We start from the raw sequence: 17,888 nt of genomic DNA on the forward strand, positions 1-17,888 counted from the left end.
ATCTATATACAATTTCCATATGCTTCAAAATAAAATATTCTATTTCTGATACCGCATGTTACAAGAAAGGCTTGCGGTCTTTTATTAGAAACGGCTAAATCAAGTTCCTCCTGTTCTTACGCGTATAAGTATTGTCGACTTCTATATAGTAGCATATCTGCGGTGTACTTTCCTAGTGGTAAAAAGGGAGATTCTTTTGCTACTGAAAATACCGGTTTGACAGCTGGCGAAATCCACCGAAATGTATCGAAAAATGTTTTCTTTCTCCGAATTCCTTTTAATTTTTCAAAATAAATTTTCTTCTTTGTAATATCTGTTTAAAATCAGAAACAGGATTTTAGTGATTTTTTACAGAAAATCCGTTCGATTCTACACTGCATCCCCACGCTCTGTTACCAACTCATATCCAACACTTGCTACTCGTCTCCCCATACATCCGCGACATTCTGCTGCCTCTTCACCGGTACAGATCTTGTTGTCATAAAGCTCATACTGCTTCCGGTTCTTCACCGGAGAAAGGTTCGGCATCACGACATTGGCTCCTGCCTGCAGCCCTTTCTCTCTTCCAAACGGATCCATCGTCCCAAGTGCTGTCGTTGCCGGAAGAAGTACCTTCGGCAGCAGGATTCGGATCACAGCGAGCAAAAACAGTGTCATCTCCACACTTCCTGCCGGTTCTTTTGCAAACTGCGTATCGTGGTGTGGGATAAACGGTCCGATTCCCACCATCTCCGGCTGCAATTCTTTCAAAAATACCAGGTCTTCTGCCAGATCTTCTGTCGTCTGATAAGGCGAACCAACCATCATGCCAGCCCCCACCTGATAACCAAGCTTCTTCAGATCATACAGACAGTTTTTCCGGACTGCGAGACTCATTTTCTCCGGATGTAGCTTCCGGTAATGCTCTTCATTCGCCGTCTCATGACGAAGCAGGTAACGATCCGCTCCGGCTTCCCGAAATCTCTTGTAACTCTCATAAGACTTCTCTCCGATAGACAAAGTCAGTGCACATTCCGGATATGCCTCCTTGATTTTTTTAATAATCGCCACCATCCGGTCATCCGTATAATAAGCATCTTCTCCGCCCTGTAGCACAAATGTCCGGAATCCAAGCTCATACCCATTCTCACAGCATGCCATGATCTCATCCTCTGTCAGACGGTAGCGCTTTGCATTCGTATTACTCTTACGGATTCCGCAGTAATAGCAGTCATTCTTACAATAATTGGTATATTCGATCAGCCCTCTGGTAAATACCTTTTTCCCGTAATAAATCTCCCGGATACGGACTGCTTCCTCTTTCAGTCTCCGGACTGCCTCCGGATCTTCTGCACATTTTATCAATTCGACAAATTCTGATTTTGTAAAATCCGGATTTTCGATGAATCTTTCGTAAACTGGTTTCATTCTTTCCATTCTCCCTGCCTGGTTTTCTGTATCTTTTCTGAATTTATGGGCATTTGTCCATGAAATTATAAAATTTATTCTATCACACTTCGTCAGCCGCGGCAATCACTCCATCAATGTCTACGATTTCATCAAGCGGAATCCGGTCCCCGCTCTGCAGTACGATTTCATTCAGATAAGTGTCAATCCTCCGGATACAACCGGACTTCTTCTGGTAAGAGCCACCTTCCTTTTTCTGATCCGGTACAAAATATTCAAAATCCACTTCCCGTGGCTTCTGACTCTGGCATACTTCCCGTAAATACAGATCCAGTATCTGTCTGCAATCCTCACTGAGTCTGCGTTTCCGCTCGGTCAGTCTTTCGGTCTCCCTGATTGCATCTTTATGTCCGGTCAGCGCTGCAAACGGGGCAAACTGCGCCGCTCTGTCCTGCCTTGACATCTGCGGATGTCTGACCGATACATGATGCGGTAAATGAATGATATCCTCGTATCCTGTCATGCCCTATGCCCTCCGATCTGCTCATTCCGCTCTTTGGTAGTGGCTCCTTCCTGAAAATTAAGTCCCTTCAGAATTGCATTCTTCCCATACTTCTTCTTAATCGAAAGCACTGCCTCCTGCATCTTCTTCTCCCGTTCAAGCTTCTCATCCTGCTGCTTCTTTTCATTACCTCCGGTAAAATCAGTAAACAGATCCAGTTGCCGGAATTCTGTCTTATCTGCCGCTTTCTTTTCATCCAATACGTGATTCGCTGCCATCGAAATCCGCCGCACCATCAAATGCGGATTCACAATCCGGTCATACAGTTCCATCACTGCATCGGTTATCATTCTTGCAGAAGCTGTATACTCTCGTAGATTCGCTGTTCCATGTGCATGCTTTGGAATCTTTCTTCCATACCGGTCCACTGTCACCTCCCCTGTATAACCTTTTCCACTTGTCAGATTCTCGATATCATATCCGACAGTCAGCACGATCTGATCCGTAACCAGATGCTTTTCTACAAGATCAAGCGTCAAAAGATCCAACATCTCTTTAACCACAATTTTCGCCTTTTGGGCATCATACGGACAATGTAGTACCTGGCCTGCGCCAACACTGTTATGCTCCGGCTGATACGCTTTTACATCCACAATCGTACACGGTTCCCACCCCCAGGCATGATCGATCAGAAGTTCTGCATTCACACCGAACATTTTATACAAAAGCTCTTCGTTATAAAATTCATTCTCTTTTCCAACCGAGCATCTGGCAATATCTCCCATGGTATACAATCCACATTGTTCCAGCTTTTTCGCATAGCCTCTTCCCACACGCCAAAAATCCGTAAGCGGTCTGTGATTCCACAAAGATCTGCGATAACTCATCTCATCCAGACTTGCAAACCGGAAACCATTCTCATCCGGTTCGCTATGCTTTGCCATAATATCCATCGCAATCTTCGCCAGATACAGATTCGTACCAATTCCAGCTGTCGCCGTAATCCCGGTCTGCTCATAAATTTCCCGCATTATCTTTCCTGCAAGTTCTTCCGGTGTCAGCCGGTAAGTATGCAGATAATCGGTAACATCCATAAAAACCTCATCGATTGAATAGACATGTATGTCTTCCGGTGCAACATACTTCAGGTAAATGTCATAAATCCGGGTGCTGTACTTCATATAGAGTGCCATCCTCGGAACCGCCGTGATATAATCCAGTGCAAAGCTCTGGTCTGCCTTTAATCCCCCGGTGTCACAGGATTGCCCGGTAAATTCATGTCCTCCATTTTTCCGCTTTCGCTCGTCGTTGATCTCCTTCACCTTCCGGACAACCTCAAAAAGTCTTGCCCTTCCCGGAATCCCATATGCTTTCAGCGCAGGAGAAACAGCAAGACAGATCGTCTTCGTTGTCCTCTCCGGATCGGCTACAACCAGATTCGTCGTAAGCGGATCCAAATTCCGTTCCTTGCACTCCACCGAAGCATAGAAAGATTTCAGATCAATTGCTACATAACTGCGTGTCTGCTCCGGCATTCGCCGCACCTCCTAACACTTTTCAGGGGAACATATGTTCTCTTTCCGATTATACTATATTTTTTCGCCGACCACAAGATTACAACTATAGATTTTTTATTTTTTAAGCAATTGGATATTCAGATCCACATTTCCTTCAATCCCCGCCACGCTTCCTGTACTGGAATACTGCCACATACTGAACCTATACGGCGTCTGCGGAAGTTCTTCATAATCTGCATACCAGACCGGATAATCCAACAGCTTTTCCAGATCCAGTTCATACGCTTCCCACAGCATATTGCTGTAAATCATGGCATCATAACCGGCTTTTTCTATTTCTTTACAAAATACCTTCGCATTTTGGGTAAATTGTTCTCCCGTTACACCATCCGTCCGTGCTTCGTCTTCCAGAATATGCTCTGGATCATACACAACCGGCATCTGAAGCTCCTGCCCTTTCAAATGTTCCAGAACAAAATCAGCCTCTTCCTTTGCCTCTTCTTCATTTACCGCCTGCGAGAAAAAATAAACGCCCACATCTATTCCAGCTTTTCGGGCATTTTCCATATTCTGTTCAAACTTCTCGTCTGCATTTAACGTACCTTCTTCACCATAGCCACGATATCCAATCCGCAAAATTGCGAACTCATAACCTGCTGCTTTCACCTGCTCCCAGTCAATATCTCCCTGAAAAACAGATACATCTACACCCAGCCTTGAAGTATATTTCTTATCCTCATAGCTGATCTTATTTTCATTTTTTACAAAAAGTGCTTTATCATACGGATTCTTCGCAACTGCTTCATTGATTTCCACCGTATAACGCTCTCCGTGTGCATCTACAAAATCAAGCGTATTTTTCTCATCTGTACTTTCCGCATTTTTTGCATCCGCAGAAGTTTCTGCTGTTTTCTTTCCAGAACATCCTGCAAGCAGCACCACTAGCATTCCGAAAATAATCCATTTTGCTGTTCTCATCTGATCTCCATTTTCTTCGCTGTATTTTCCGACACTTTTATCACACCAAACCGCCACAAAAGGCTTTTTCTTTTTTCTTATATTCCTTATAGTTGTTCTTCAAACTCTTCACAACGCATAATCTCCTTCACCGCATCCGTCAGTGCATAAAACAAATACGCATCTTTCACTCTTGCTTCCGGATGCGAAAATGAGATGACAACAGATTTGCCATCTCTGAAATACCAGATTCCCCTTGAAGTCATTTTCCAGTCAACCTCTCTGTCCTTATAACATGCATCCATAAAAGCATACTTCGTGCCACAGCAAATAATAAAGTCTGCTTTATACAAATCAATCTGCTCCTTGATAATGTCATGATGATCAACTGCTGCCCTGTAAATTTCACCATTATTTGAAGTATGTCCACCAGAAGTTTTCTTCAAATTGACCGCTGCTATTTTCTTCAACTCCCTCAAGCGTCTCTGTTCATTGTCTATCTCCATCTCAGACCACGGAAATTCTTTTTCCCAGGACAGAATTCCTTCCGTCCAGCGTGCAATATTATCCCATGTCTGTGATCTTCCACCCTCATAAACAAAATCCCGCAGGTCCCAGCTTTTTCCGCCATTTACTTCTTTTAAGATATATACGATCTTATATCTGGCATTTAAAAATTCCTGCTCGCAGATCACTCCATCGGCTACAATACTGGCATCTTTTTCTCTTAATTTTTGAAATAAAAACTCTTCTCGTTCTTTAATCGACATAGCTGTTTATTATTCTCCATAATCTTTAATTATATTGTAATTTATAATCCAAATTACTGTTTTGATAGTTCCAAGATAACTGTGTTTCCTATATTGTAAGGCTTTCTGATGTGTTTGTCACTCTTTTGTTTCTATCAGGTTACTAATGTAAAAGTTCGTTTACCTTTGCTTGAACAGCAGAATAATTTGGCTGCTGTACTTGGGAAGTACACACCTGTCGTGATGAGCAGTTTTCTTATTTTGATTGGATTTAAGTCCAGAGAATCTGCTATAGATTGGAGAGAACAATTCTCATGATTATTCGTGCAGCTCCAACGGCAGTCCGCAAGGATATCGTTCAGGCTTCTCATTGGAAGGGTCCAGTTTCAGGAGTTTGTTGACATCCTTCAGTCCGGACTGCGTCCCCTTGATTGACTTGTTTACACTTTCCAGTGCTTTGGAGAGCTTTGTGGTATCGCCGCCGATTTCAACAGTGATGCCCTGGATTCTGGATGCTATTTGCGTAACCACCTCCTCGCAGGCATAAGAAAAGCCCATCTGTGAATCCGCCTTTCGAGAAGATATAGTAGTGATAGTTGTTGCCCTTTCCAAAAACTGAGGCATAATCCCGAATCAAATCGAGTTCATCCACACCGATTTTCTCATTCCGGTATTTGCATGAACCGATGATATAGTCTTTGCCCTCAACAGGAGTTCCGACGATATCAATCTGTATCTGCTTTTTCTTCTTCGGGTCTGTCCCCCACCACTGGCCGATTTCACTCAGCTCAATAGGAAGGCTACCATCCTTCCCAACTGAGATTCACATCCTCAGTTATGGCACATATTACCGCACACTTCTGTACATAGCAACCTGTTTTTTGCGTTTTTTCGGATGACCCATCTTCTCCTTCACTTCGTCCGGCACATCGATTAGCCCGAACCGATAGAACATTCCGTATATGTAGGTCACGCCTCGAATATCGCCCAGAGCTTTGGGTCTCTCTACTACTTCTTCTTTAATATTCTTCAGTGCCAGCAGTACTGAACTCCATGCCAGGCTTTTACTGTTCTCCCGGCGGTCGATCCACAGTTCTTTTGTGTACTCGCCGTTCCTGCCCTTTTTAATTTCGTAAGAGAATGGCAACCCGGAGTAGGTCTTAAATTTTACTCCAGTATAGGCCAGAACCACACCCCAGAAGTTTTCTTCTGTTGGCTCATCCCTCCAACGCTTCATTGCTCTGTATCTTCGCTGCCGCTCTGCTCCGACACTGATCTTCCCTTTTTCTGCTGTGCTTGTGAAGTACACACCTTTCCGATATGGCAGGTACGAGGTGACGGAGGCTTTGGAAAGTTTCAGAGTGTTTGCAGTTGAGAGTATGGAGGTTTTGTAGTCTTGTGTTTCACGGTATTCTTGAAAGGTAGCTTGCACCTTCTCCGCCACTTCAGATTCATACACACCGGCCGTGATGAGCAGCTTTCTTACTTTGATTGGATTTAATCCCAGTTCATCGCCGATGGCCTGCAAGGACATCTCAGAATCATAAAGTGCCACAGCACTTTCCATCTGCTCTTTCAGATTTTTCCCAGCATCGTACTCTGGCTTCAGCTTCTTTCGGCCTCCACCTGACTTCCGAGATTTATACGCTCTTTTCTTTCCCATGCTTATTCGTGCAGCTCCAGCGGCAGACCATCCGGATCATGGAAGAAAGTCATCTTCTTGCCGGTATAATCGTCAACACGAATCGGCTCACATTCAATACCTACCTCCGCCAGCTCATTCACCGTCTGCTCCACACTCTCTACACAGAAAGCAAGGTGACGCAGCCCACATGCTTCCGGGCGGTTCACACGCTTCGGCGGGTTTTCCTCAGCGAAAATCTCCAGCTCTGTGTATTCATTAACACGAAGATCCAGCTTCCAGTCCTTACGCTCTGGACGGTAGTTCTCTCTGATAACAGAGAATCCCAGTTTGTTCACATAGAAATCCTTTGCAGCTTCGTAATCAGATACGATGATTGCAATGTGGTGTATTTTTGATAAGTTCATTTTCTCACGCTCCATTTCTTTAAATTTTGTTCTTCTTTTATTTTCGTTATAAACTATACGGCAACCTTCAAAAAATACCGTGTAAACTCCTGGAGTTCAGTTTGTCCACACGGCATTTATTTTTGTTATTGGTTTTCTTGTTTATTTCAGCTTTTCCAGAATCTCGTCCGCGCTCATGCCACTTGCCAGCAACTTCTTCAGCACAGCCTCTGCCTTTGCCTTCTTCGCTTCCAGCGTTGCCACTTCTTTTTCGGCCTTCTTCAGAGCAGACTTCTTCTCTTTCAATGAGTTCTTCTGCTCCTCAATCGCTTTCTGAATGGATGCGATCTCGGTATTCAGAGACGCAATAGCTTCCTTCTTCTCTACGATCTGGGATGCATAGTCTTTGGTGATATTGGTTTTAGGATGGTTTTTTCTACCTTTCGTTCTGGGCATGGTGATAACCTCTTTCCTTTTATTGTTGTTTAAGTATAACACTACAGAAATATTATTTCAATTTAGCGAGAATATCATCAGCACTTACACCATCTGACAGCATCTTTTCAACCACATCGTCTATCTCAGACTTCTTCGCTTGTTCCGCTTCTTGTTTCTCTGCCAATGCCTTTTCCTCAGCTTTTATTCTATCTTCTTCCTCTTTATTTTGAATTTCTTGTAGCTTTTGCTTCTGTTCAACAATCAAATTATCGATTACTTCAAGAAAACTATTTGCATGCGCCTCAGATATTGGTAAAGATTCAACTCGGCATTTATCCAAAATCTGCAATATACGCCGTTTTAAGGTTTGGAATCCCTCTTCTGGCAACTTAATCTTATAGTCCTGGGTGCATATATTAACCTGCCACATTCTCTTAAAGTAATCTACAAAGCTACTTTTTTCTGCATTTGTCACCTTTTCGAACCCATCCGCTGTAGCCTCGGCCATCTCGACATCAAACATATCAAACCGCTTATTCTGCGTTTGAGCCAATGCATTCAAGGGTTCTTTCTTCATCAAGTTCACATAAAGAGCTTTGTTCTTTTCAAACATCAATGTGTTTGAACTCAAAAAATCATTAATTATTTTATATGCATTCCATTCTTCCGGCAAAAATAAATCCTTATTGTCATCACCAATAATCATACGGTGGCGTGGTTGCTCTTCTCCGGTATGAATCATTTTTTCAATCTGCTTATGAATTCCACCGCTAATTTTTTCCCACTTGATGTCTGGAAGCTGAATATTATACTTTCTAGCCCAGCAACTATTGTACAGCAAATTCACATAATCATTTAACTCCAATGTGCCAGTATATGCTTCTTCCAAAAGTATTGGGTATCCGTCCCTTATATCAACTTCATCCAAATCTAAAAGTCTATTCATTCGCACTTTTTCTTCCGGGGTAATAGCTTTGTCTCTATTTATGATATAATCAAATTCTGCATCAAGAGTATCTTTCGCCCACTCTCCATGCCTAATCCATTGCTTAATTCCACCTGTAATGAATTTATCATCATAAAATCCAGGGTAAAGTATAGACACCTTTTCATCAGAAAAAAGCGTTCCATATCGCACACTTTCTGGAATCAATCCCGCCCGGAAACACAGTACATATGAAAGATATGTAAAAAGCCATTTTTCTCTATTATCAATATGCTTTTCATTAAGTAATACATATATTCTTTTAAAATCTTGAATTGCACATTTAAGGCTTCGGATATTATGCGGTCTATGTTTAAGCAACTCCTGAATTTTGTCTTTTTCACTTTCGAGTTCCGCTCTTGAATTTCCAGAATATTTCTTTGAGAGCAACTGTTCCAGTGGTATTCCTTCTACTGATGCACCTGAAAAAATAGAACTAATAATTTCCTTATATTTTACAAGGAGTGCTTTGTATTCTTGAGAAACCACATCATCCTTACACTCTATACTATCAATTACATTAGAAACCACTGAAGAGTAATCCGGTACATAATGTATCGTTCTTTGAATAATTTTTTCCTTTATTTCACTATATTTAATTTTATCTTTTTCACTTGACTGTATTTTTTCCTCATTTGCCACTACGATTGTATTAATATGAAGATTTTCACAATAATCGTTGATACAGCCTAATAAATCAGACGTTGGAATATCAGTACGTTCCAAATCATCAAATATCAAGATTACTTTTTTATCTCCCATTTTAGGTTCGACTTTTACAAAATCAATAACATTAAAAGATAATGCTCCACTCACAATGCTTTTCCAAGGCTCTGGAAGGTGTTCAGCACCTTTATCCGCAACTGTCTTAAAAACTCCAGTATACTTTTGAGCCTTTTCAGCCCATCCAGAAGCTGGAGTATTTAATTCAGCTACGGTTCTAAGCCAGCATTGCTTTACTTCTTTCTTTACCTCTTCTATCGATGCCATGCCAAATAGACTCACACGCAAACACACACATTTATCCTTTAGCGCATTTGATAAGCTATTATTTAATAAATATGTTTTTCCACATCCCCACTCACCAGTGAGCATCAGTGCTCCAACAGGTTGTGGTTCATCACAGTAATATTTCAGTTCTTCTAAAGTATCCATATCGTACCTCCCATGAGGTCAATCGCTCATTCTTCACATCTCAGCCGATCATAAGATCGTTGCCTGCTGCTCACCACGAAGAGGTGTGTGATTATCAGAGCAGCGTAGGGAGCTACCGCTCCCAGTATATCACAATTTCATCCAGTTTTACAGACGCTTTCTTGCCTTCATTACTGAACAATACATCAATCCGCCAATCATCCCACCGACTGTGTTATAGAAGATATCTGATAGCTGGAATGTTCCCAAGCGAAGCAACAACTGCAACATCTCAATGCTTATCGAGAAGATGAATGCTATCCCATGCGAACCCCAGTGTACTTTGAGAGCCAATTAAAATGACAATAACCCAAAAAATCTTAATCACGGGTTTCACCTTTTTTCCGAAGATATACTCACCTGCTCTTTCAGCGTAAGTGTAATAGCTAATCAAACAGGAAAAGCCAAAAAGAACAACTGATGCCAAGCAAATAAATCCACCAATACCGCCAGGAAGCAACTGATCAAATGCCCGCATTGTAAGTACTGCACCATCAAGACCGCTATTCCACAGACCAGAAAGAACAATTGCTATACCTGTCACACTACAAATAAAAACCGTATCCAGAAATACTTCAACTGGTCCCCATACTGCTTGCTCAATCGGATCATTTACCTTTGCTCCGCAATGCACCATTGCAGCCGTACCAAGTCCTGCTTCATTAGAATATATTCCTCTTGCAATACCATAGCGCATACAAACAAAAACAGAGCCTACAATACAGAATATGTACATCTCACTACCTGCGTTCGGTTAGAGGAGATTCCTTTACTACTCATTTCTTCGGAAAAATACAATATGTCGGTATAAAATATTCATCAACCACTATATATAGTCTTTCTACGTTTTTAGACGCAAAAAATAGGCCATCAACTCGAAAATTGATGACCTAAATATCGGTGCAAAAAGCTCACTTATTTGATTATTGAAAAAAGCCTACCTGGTTTCCGTTCCTGCCTGCTATGCTTTAAGCAAGCCGGATGGTAACCAAGTGGGCTTCTTTAATTTCGGATATTCTATTTTTCAGTGCTGGGCTCTTCCTTTGCTTCGCCACACGCCCCTCACATTTCCCCACTGTCGGCTTTTTCTTCCGGGGTGGGATTGTTTTGCGATGGAGAGCCTTCTGCCCGACACAGGGCAAACGTGGGGCTTACTGTTCCGTCCAGCACTCTCCCATTTTCAATCGGCAGTGCTTCTTGAATTTGAAAGCTGACCAACCTCTGCTCCGGGAACAGATTTCCAATCATACGATAAGATCTGCATTTATTCCATTTGGCATTTTTATAAACCATTCGCACGAAGGCCACGCACTTGATCTCACAGCTGCTGAACTCATTCAGTTTTCCCACTCGATGAGCTCCTGCATCTGCCGCACTGCATACCTGAACGGCGATCTGATTCATTTGGGGATTGTATAAAAACCGATAGTGTGACGGCCAGCCGAGCGTTTCAAGTGTGCTGCGAAAAATGGTGATCCGTCCTTCATCCACGTTTAATGTCATACCGAGAACACCGGCGTGCCATATTTTCTGTTCCTGCAATCTACTCACCTCCTCCTAAAAATGGGCGCACTTCCCCCTTGGTTTCTTTTTATCATTCTAATCCGCACTGGCACCGGGGGCCGTCCCCGTCAGGATGCCCATCGACACATATCCATCTATTTGCTTCACTTCTGATTCTTTCAGGTGTTCTTCTACAGGCACGCCAAAAGTACCCGCAATATCATCCGGGTAAAATCCCTTTCTGGTATTCACAGGCTTTGTTTCTTCTGATTGCGGCGCACTTTCCCCTTTCTTCCGTTTCTGACCTTCGTGGAAAATTTCTGGCACAAGCAGGTCAAAAACATACAAGGTCTCCCCTTCAAAGTTGATTCGATACCCCAGTATCTTATAGCGGCAGTCACTATCCCAGCCCATCTCGTTATAAACCAATTCTGAAAAAGGCTTACAGGACATTTTTCTGCTCTTCCGCTTGTCCGGCTTCGCAATACACCAGCGCAAAGCGTCCTTATCATTTTCATCACAGCCGCGTACAACGATGCGCTTCAAATCACTGTTGAACATGACGTGTACATAAACCACATCTTCCAGCCCACTGATGCAGGCTGTGTTAAATGTGATGCTGTCTTTTCGAATCACAATTGCCGGGTCCCGGAGGTGAGCGAACAGTTCTTTTCGCACCACTTGATATCCATCATATGAAAAAGTGCTCTCCAGTTCTTCAGCCTTTGCATCTCTTTCAGTCTCCAATGCCTGCTCCTTCGGCGGCATTAACGTTTTGTTTTCCTCCATCTATGTCAATCCATCCTTCCATTATTTCTTCCGCTTCATGGAGCAGTGTATTTAGACCATCTGCGGTAAAAATGTTCATTTCCTTAATTTCTGATGCCGGCCGAAGTACATCCCAATTGCCGGCATAATGCTCCTGCTGCAAAATACCAATCTGTGCGACACTCGTGATTGGCTGGCCAAAAGTCCCCGCCCATTCCGGTGGGAAAATATAAATCGTCTTTTTAACTGTTTCGCCTTCCGATTCTTCCTCCTTAGGTGGCAGGACGATTTCCTCCACCTTGATCATCTCCGGCTCATCCAGTTCAAAGAGCATCAGCTTATCGCCTCCCTGCTCCACAAGCTGCCCACGGAAGCGGTACTTCAAATCTTCGTCCCACTCCATGATATCAAAAAGAGCCTTTGCCAGTCCTCGACACCCAAGGGTACTTGCACACCAGCGTCCTTCTTTCAATCTACCCCAGCGGATTGCATTCGGATTGCTCTTTTCGCACGGCCGAATGGCAATACATCTGTCAACCGAATTCAGAAGCAATTCTACATACTCCACATCATCAAACTTTTTCAGACAGGCAGCATTAAACCGCAGCCTTCCGTTTGAAATCGTCATCGCCGGATTCTGCAAGGTTGCAAAATACTGTGCCCGAACTACTTCATAGCCAGTAAGATCCAGACGCTTCCTTACTTCTACCGTGTTGGACTGTTTTTCCCGCATGACGCTTTCGGATGCTTCCCGGTATTCCTCTGCCGAGAAACCTGTCCAATCCTTATCAAAAGGCACATATCCGCGAAGGACGCCATCATCTACCACACTCAAAACTGGCAACGGATGATTTTTCTTTTTATACGTCCGGGATGCGCGCAGATGATTGGCCGCATTGAAAACATCTCTGGAAACAATCGCCTCGTGATGGTCCCGCTGACGGTACTGCGTTCGATCATTGTTGTTCTTCTTTGCCTTGTGCGTAAGGAAGTTTGGTGTGAAAGTCTTTCTCGCCAGCACATCCCCACAATGGCGTTCATTTGCAATGATGCCGGCAATCGTGCCCGGATTCCATTCCGTGTTTCCCAGCTTCGTCTTCCGCTCGTAATCTGTCAGAAGTTCCGCAATATCCTTTAGCGAAAATCCATTCAGGTACAGGTAATAAATAACCTTTACTGTCTGGGCCTCATCCTGATTCACCACAAGGTTACCATCCTCATCCTGGTCATATCCAAGCAACGCCGGCGTAAGGAAAAGTCCACGGCTGAACCGCCGATCAATCGACCAGTTCATGATAATTGATTTGGAATGGGATTCTTCCTCTGCCACGGATGCCAGAATCGTCAGGATCATGCGTCCGTTACTGTCCAGGGTGTAGATATTGTCCGCTTCAAATTTCACCCCTACAGGCGGGTCAAGATTTTTCAGCGTTTCGATAACAGAAAGGCAGTCAACGATATTTCTGGCAAAACGGGCGATGGACTTTGTAAGGATCAGGTCAATCTTTCCCGCCTTACAATCCTCGATCAGCTGCTGCATTCCTTTGCGGTGTGCCAGCGAAGTGCCACTAATGCCTTCATCATCATAGATGCCAACAAATTCCCAGCCGGGCTGTGCCTTAATGTAATCCGTATAATAATTTTTCTGAAGCTCATACGAGGAGGTCTGTTCATCATTGTCAGTGGAAACACGTACATAGGCAGCGACACGACGAATAGAGGTGCTTTCTCCAAGCCCCTCCACAATTTTGGCCGGGATAACCTCCAGTTCGGAAGTATCCACGCCTCTATATCGGTCTCTAATTCTCTGCTTACGATCTATCGCTTCTGTTCCACTGCTCATTCTATAGTTCCTCTCATTCCCCCGGTTTTATGCTCCAATACCACTGGCGCATCTTCCGATAACTTCGGATGCCGAGTTCTTTCTTTGTGTTTTCTGCTGTTCTACGGCTAATACCTTCATCGCTCAACCGCATATAGATTTCTCTGGATCTCATATCATCTTCTGAAAGCAGCTTCTTAATCAGGTAGGCTGCTTTTTCAGACTTTGATTCAAATACTGGTGTTTCCGGCTCTGCTGCCGGGTCCTGTGCTATTTCACATTCCAGCCATTGGAAGCCCTGCTCCGCTGTTATCGAAAATTTGATTTCTCCATCTGACGGAGCCAGACTGTTTTTTATCTGCCGGACGATACGGACATCTGTGTTCTTTGGATCTCGCTCCACCTGCAGGACACTCCGGGCAGCCGCCACCACATCAATACTGCCAAGGCTCCGATACAGGCCTTTTGTTCCCTCTTTTTTGTTGAGGTGACCGATCAGCACAATGGCGCAATCATATACAGATGCCCACATTCCAAGACGCTGCATCAGCTTTCTTGCTCTGCCTGCAATCTGAAGGTCAGAATCACTTCCGAGATATGCCTGTATCGGGTCAATAACCACAAGCCGTGGCCGAAATTCTATAATAGCCTGCCGGATGCGTTCATCATCCAGTGTCAGGTCACTGTATGTTTCTTCATTTATAAAAGCCACATTCCCACAATCTGCCCCACACTTTTCCAGCCGGGGCTTGATGGTATCTGACACACCATCTTCTGAACACTGGTAAATGACCCTCTGCGATAATCCAACTGCTTTGCCATCCGGCAGCTTTCCGCCTTTAGATAACTCTGCTATCAGATTCATCATCATTGTGGACTTACCATCGCCGGGGTCGCCTTGCAGCAATGTGATCTTCCCAACTGCTATGAACGGATACCACAGCCAACGAACAGAAGTCGCCTGTACATCACTATATAATGTAAGAATCCCTTTTTCTCCTTTGCTCGTCATCATCGTTCCTTTCCATGTGCAGTCTTTTCTACATTTATATTATAAGGTTTGATTGATGATTTGACTGCTACCTATCATGTAGCACGTTTCATGTTCTGCTACATAGCAGGTAGCAAAATGGGCTAAGACCACACAGCAGATAGGGGTGTGAGCTTTTGCGGTCTTAAACTCTTCTATAACCAGTTGCTATGTATTTTTCTCTACGGGATAATTGTTACAGCCTTATGCGGGTAAACATAAGGAGGACCACACATGGCCATAGATTATGAAGCTTTGGGCAAGCGTATTTCAAACGCCCGCAGACAAACTGGTATCACGCAAGAGGCTCTTGGGGAACAGCTTAACATGACCCGAAAACACATCAGTGTTATTGAAGCAGCTATCAACCGTCCGAGCCTGGATACTCTGGTTGATATCGCAAATGCACTGAACGTATCAGCAGACGACCTTCTCGTAGACAGTCTGACACACTCGGCTTCCACTGCCGATTCCGAGATTCACCGTCTGCTTTTGGACTGCAACGCACTTGAGCAGGAGATTCTTACCCGAATGGTAAAGGAACTGAAAGCGATTTTATACGGATTGGGAGTATGATTTTGTAACTCGTTGACCACATAACAAAAAAGCCCGCATAAGCCACAACTGCACTTCGGAGCATGCCGGGGTGCTGTCTGTGGTTCATGCGGAATGAGGCAAAAAAGAAGCCCACCAGCGTACCATGTAGGATTTACACAGTACGCCAGTGGGCAAATCTTTATTTTAACAGATCTGATAAACTATATTCACCTTTAGGAATATTTGCGGTTCTACGATACTCTTTTATTGCATTAACTAATGTCTGTGGATTACTAAAATAATCTATCACAAAATCATACGATTTCACATTATGCATACGAAGATCTGCTTTACAAAATTCACTAGGTTTCTTTCCTGAACGCTTAAATCGCTCATAAGCTCCTTCGCTATGAATAATCAGCATCTCTATCTCCGGAGCAGTAATAACATTGATCACATCAACCTTCTTCTCATAGGCTTTGCTAAGCCTAAACTCTTCTCTCCGAGAGTCAAGAATCCTTATGACAGAGATCTGATCTTTAAATCCTTTACGCAAGAAGCGTTCCTCAAATGTCTTAGCACTCCTGCAGCGAATAACATTTTCTTCAAGCATATCTTCTCTTGTAAAAATCAAAAGATTATTATCCACTAGAACATCAATAATTGCAGTTTCTGCTGATCCTTCACATATACACGCTATATATGGTGCCAACTTCATCCTACCGCCCCCCTTATTTAATTGAAGCGGCCAGATTTTTCTTCAAACGCATATATGCTTCATACGCTGGAGTTGTTCCTTCCAGGAATCCGCTTTGATATGCATCGCTCTTCTTAATATCGTTGCGCTTTAGAATATAGCTCAAGTTTTCCACTGTGATGCCATTTCGATTTCTTACGATACAAATCCCATCATTTCGGTCATATTCATCTAGCAGTTCCGGATAATGCGTTGTAAAAATCAGCGTTCCGCCTCTTTTGTTAAGTCGGCTGTCCATGAAGAAGCGCATCAGAGTAGTTACAATTTCTTTATTAAAATGATTTTCAATTTCATCTACCAGAAGGTATCCTCCAGATTGAAGAACCTCTTTCACCATCGAAAATGTAATAATGCCCTTAATTGTACCAGAGGACAAATACTGTTCAAGATCTACCGCATTATTCAAGATTATCTCATCTTCATCACTAAATTTCAGATGAATAAATGTTTTTCCTTCCGCCTGCTCAAAACATAGCTTCTCGATGGTCGGGTCAAGAAAAGCAATCACTTCCAGCGGAATATCTTCTGTAAAAGGCAAAACATTCACATTCGTATAAGAAAGAAGGCTAAACACATCAACAGCGTCATTTACCTTTTTATTATGAGCGATAATAAAGCTGACATCATCTGAAAGATAAGCTTCATTGCTATTACGTGAATCAACAGGCTCTATTCCATCGAAATCCGTCAAATATTTTTTCGACTTAACGCTTGCAATCGGCTTCTCCCATAGGCTTTCAGACAAGATTGAATACACATACTCGCCTGTCTTTGCTTTTTTCGCTGTAATCACGGTTTCAAGACAGCAGATATATTTGCGCTTATCATAAAAGTATGTGCGAATCGTAGCTTTCTCTGATCCTCCAAGAATGGTTTTTGCCTCCACATGATTGATTGGCTCATTCTTTATAATGTTCAGTGCTAAATTGATGACTTTCAACACAGAGGTTTTACCAGAAGCATTGATTCCAATAAACGCACATGCAGAATGAAGGTAATAGTTATCAATCAGGTTGTACAAATTATTCTTGTCATCTTCACTCACACGCTGCTGAGTGTAAAAGCAAATATCCAAGTCCTCCTTAAACAACGGAAGCCCTTGTGCTGTAATACGAAGTATTTTCATGCAGCATTCCCCCTTCTAAAAACGGTTTTCACGTTTTTATTTTCCATCAAATTCATTATACCCTATTTTCCAGAAATTATCAACGCCTTTTTCGTTTTTATTTTCTGTATTTCAAGCTCCGATACGCATCCAGCACGAATTCCAAAAACTGGGGACTCATCTGCTCCACCATGCTCTTGCCATCCACGTTTCCCAGCATGGTCACACCTGCTTTTGACAGGTCATCTTCTCTCTTCTCCAGCTCCCTTATGCTGTCTGCCACGGCCGCATCAATGAACGCGGCGAGCTTTGCTCCGTCAACATTGCTTTGTGCCGGCATCGGTGCACCATCATCACCGACTAACCGGATCACCTTCGGGTCAAGGATAGTCTCTACTTTTTTAAGCGCCTCCTTCTCCGGCATCCGTCGCAGATACCCTTTCATTGCACTCACGACCACCAGTTCTATCTTGGTCGCTGCGTAATCTTCTACTGAAAGCCATGCTAATCTCTTCATGTCGTTCTCTCCTGCTATGTGTATTTCTGTACTCTCAACATATAGCAGAATTTTGCACATAGCAATGGATTCGGAAGAAAAATCCTCCAAAAA

General features: G+C 43.2%; 21 protein-coding genes. 1 reads left to right on the top strand and 20 read right to left on the bottom strand.

The window, feature by feature from the left end; translation table 11 throughout:
- Nucleotides 1–369 precede the first annotated feature (369 nt).
- The 17 genes from hydE to PGW42_RS00675 all read right to left on the bottom strand — a co-directional run bounded on the left by hydE (nt 370) and on the right by PGW42_RS00675 (nt 14,864).
- Nucleotides 370–1,416 carry a [FeFe] hydrogenase H-cluster radical SAM maturase HydE gene (hydE, locus tag PGW42_RS00595; protein ID WP_334304007.1) on the bottom strand — a complete coding sequence of 349 codons (1,047 nt, stop codon included), beginning with the start codon at nt 1,414–1,416 and terminating at the stop codon, nt 370–372.
- Nucleotides 1,417–1,489: 73 nt separating this feature from the next.
- Nucleotides 1,490–1,909 (bottom strand): hypothetical protein, encoded by a 420-nt coding sequence (locus PGW42_RS00600; RefSeq protein ID WP_117823929.1) that lies wholly within the window; start codon nt 1,907–1,909, stop codon nt 1,490–1,492.
- A complete protein-coding gene (locus PGW42_RS00605) occupies nt 1,906–3,423 on the bottom strand; it encodes a Y-family DNA polymerase (protein WP_270203059.1) in 1,518 nt (505 codons plus the stop codon). The genes PGW42_RS00600 and PGW42_RS00605 overlap by 4 nt, the downstream gene beginning before the upstream one ends.
- Before the next feature lie 96 nt (nt 3,424–3,519).
- Entirely contained in the window at nt 3,520–4,440 is a 921-nt protein-coding gene (locus PGW42_RS00610; protein ID WP_270203058.1) for a glycoside hydrolase family 25 protein, read from the bottom strand.
- A gap of 29 nt (nt 4,441–4,469) precedes the next feature.
- A complete protein-coding gene (locus PGW42_RS00615) occupies nt 4,470–5,132 on the bottom strand; it encodes a hypothetical protein (protein ID WP_270203057.1) in 663 nt (220 codons plus the stop codon).
- A 297-nt stretch (nt 5,133–5,429) separates the two neighbouring features.
- A complete protein-coding gene (locus tag PGW42_RS00620) occupies nt 5,430–5,669 on the bottom strand; it encodes a hypothetical protein (RefSeq protein WP_270203056.1) in 240 nt (79 codons plus the stop codon).
- Nucleotides 5,599–5,934, bottom strand: coding sequence for a DUF234 domain-containing protein (locus tag PGW42_RS16010; protein ID WP_270203130.1), 336 nt, complete (start codon nt 5,932–5,934; stop codon nt 5,599–5,601). The genes PGW42_RS00620 and PGW42_RS16010 overlap by 71 nt, the downstream gene beginning before the upstream one ends.
- Before the next feature lie 24 nt (nt 5,935–5,958).
- Nucleotides 5,959–6,774, bottom strand: coding sequence for a hypothetical protein (locus tag PGW42_RS00630; protein ID WP_270235091.1), 816 nt, complete (start codon nt 6,772–6,774; stop codon nt 5,959–5,961).
- Between the two features lie 2 nt (nt 6,775–6,776).
- A complete protein-coding gene (gene gloA2 / locus PGW42_RS00635; protein ID WP_195479403.1) occupies nt 6,777–7,160 on the bottom strand; it encodes an SMU1112c/YaeR family gloxylase I-like metalloprotein in 384 nt (127 codons plus the stop codon).
- Nucleotides 7,161–7,301: 141 nt separating this feature from the next.
- Entirely contained in the window at nt 7,302–7,637 is a 336-nt protein-coding gene (locus tag PGW42_RS00640; protein WP_330676950.1) for a DUF5945 family protein, read from the bottom strand.
- A gap of 10 nt (nt 7,638–7,647) precedes the next feature.
- Entirely contained in the window at nt 7,648–9,717 is a 2,070-nt protein-coding gene (locus PGW42_RS00645; RefSeq protein ID WP_270203360.1) for a P-loop NTPase fold protein, read from the bottom strand.
- Between the two features lie 147 nt (nt 9,718–9,864).
- Nucleotides 9,865–9,987: a hypothetical protein gene (locus tag PGW42_RS16015; protein WP_270203362.1), complete on the bottom strand. Its 123-nt coding sequence runs from the start codon at nt 9,985–9,987 to the stop codon at nt 9,865–9,867.
- Between the two features lies 1 nt (nt 9,988).
- Complete coding sequence (locus PGW42_RS00655; protein ID WP_270203363.1) at nt 9,989–10,492, bottom strand: alanine:cation symporter family protein; 504 nt, start codon at nt 10,490–10,492, stop codon at nt 9,989–9,991.
- A 326-nt stretch (nt 10,493–10,818) separates the two neighbouring features.
- Complete coding sequence (locus tag PGW42_RS00660) at nt 10,819–11,307, bottom strand: hypothetical protein (protein WP_270203365.1); 489 nt, start codon at nt 11,305–11,307, stop codon at nt 10,819–10,821.
- A gap of 48 nt (nt 11,308–11,355) precedes the next feature.
- On the bottom strand, nt 11,356–12,048 hold the full coding sequence (locus PGW42_RS00665) for an integrase (RefSeq protein ID WP_270203366.1): 693 nt from the start codon (nt 12,046–12,048) through the stop codon (nt 11,356–11,358).
- Entirely contained in the window at nt 11,996–13,870 is a 1,875-nt protein-coding gene (locus PGW42_RS00670; protein ID WP_270203368.1) for a recombinase family protein, read from the bottom strand. Before PGW42_RS00670 ends, PGW42_RS00665 begins: the two co-directional genes overlap by 53 nt.
- A 13-nt stretch (nt 13,871–13,883) precedes the next feature.
- The gene (locus tag PGW42_RS00675; protein ID WP_270203369.1) at nt 13,884–14,864 is read right to left on the bottom strand and encodes an AAA family ATPase; all 981 of its coding nucleotides are present in this window, start codon (nt 14,862–14,864) and stop codon (nt 13,884–13,886) included.
- A gap of 249 nt (nt 14,865–15,113) precedes the next feature.
- Between PGW42_RS00675 and PGW42_RS00680 the strand changes: the two genes are divergently transcribed.
- Entirely contained in the window at nt 15,114–15,455 is a 342-nt protein-coding gene (locus PGW42_RS00680) for a helix-turn-helix domain-containing protein (RefSeq protein WP_270203370.1), read from the top strand.
- 160 nt (nt 15,456–15,615) lie between these two features.
- Here PGW42_RS00680 and PGW42_RS00685 read toward each other — a convergent pair whose 3' ends face one another.
- The 3 genes from PGW42_RS00685 to PGW42_RS00695 form a co-directional block, all read right to left on the bottom strand.
- Nucleotides 15,616–16,134: a hypothetical protein gene (locus PGW42_RS00685; protein ID WP_270203372.1), complete on the bottom strand. Its 519-nt coding sequence runs from the start codon at nt 16,132–16,134 to the stop codon at nt 15,616–15,618.
- 13 nt (nt 16,135–16,147) lie between these two features.
- On the bottom strand, nt 16,148–17,299 hold the full coding sequence (locus tag PGW42_RS00690) for an AAA family ATPase (RefSeq protein ID WP_270203374.1): 1,152 nt from the start codon (nt 17,297–17,299) through the stop codon (nt 16,148–16,150).
- A gap of 97 nt (nt 17,300–17,396) precedes the next feature.
- Nucleotides 17,397–17,795: a hypothetical protein gene (locus tag PGW42_RS00695; RefSeq protein ID WP_270203375.1), complete on the bottom strand. Its 399-nt coding sequence runs from the start codon at nt 17,793–17,795 to the stop codon at nt 17,397–17,399.
- Nucleotides 17,796–17,888: the final 93 nt, after the last annotated feature.

It is taken from the genome of Coprococcus sp. TM115-187, assembly GCF_027679115.1.
Classification (GTDB): domain Bacteria; phylum Bacillota; class Clostridia; order Lachnospirales; family Lachnospiraceae; genus Allocoprococcus; species Allocoprococcus comes.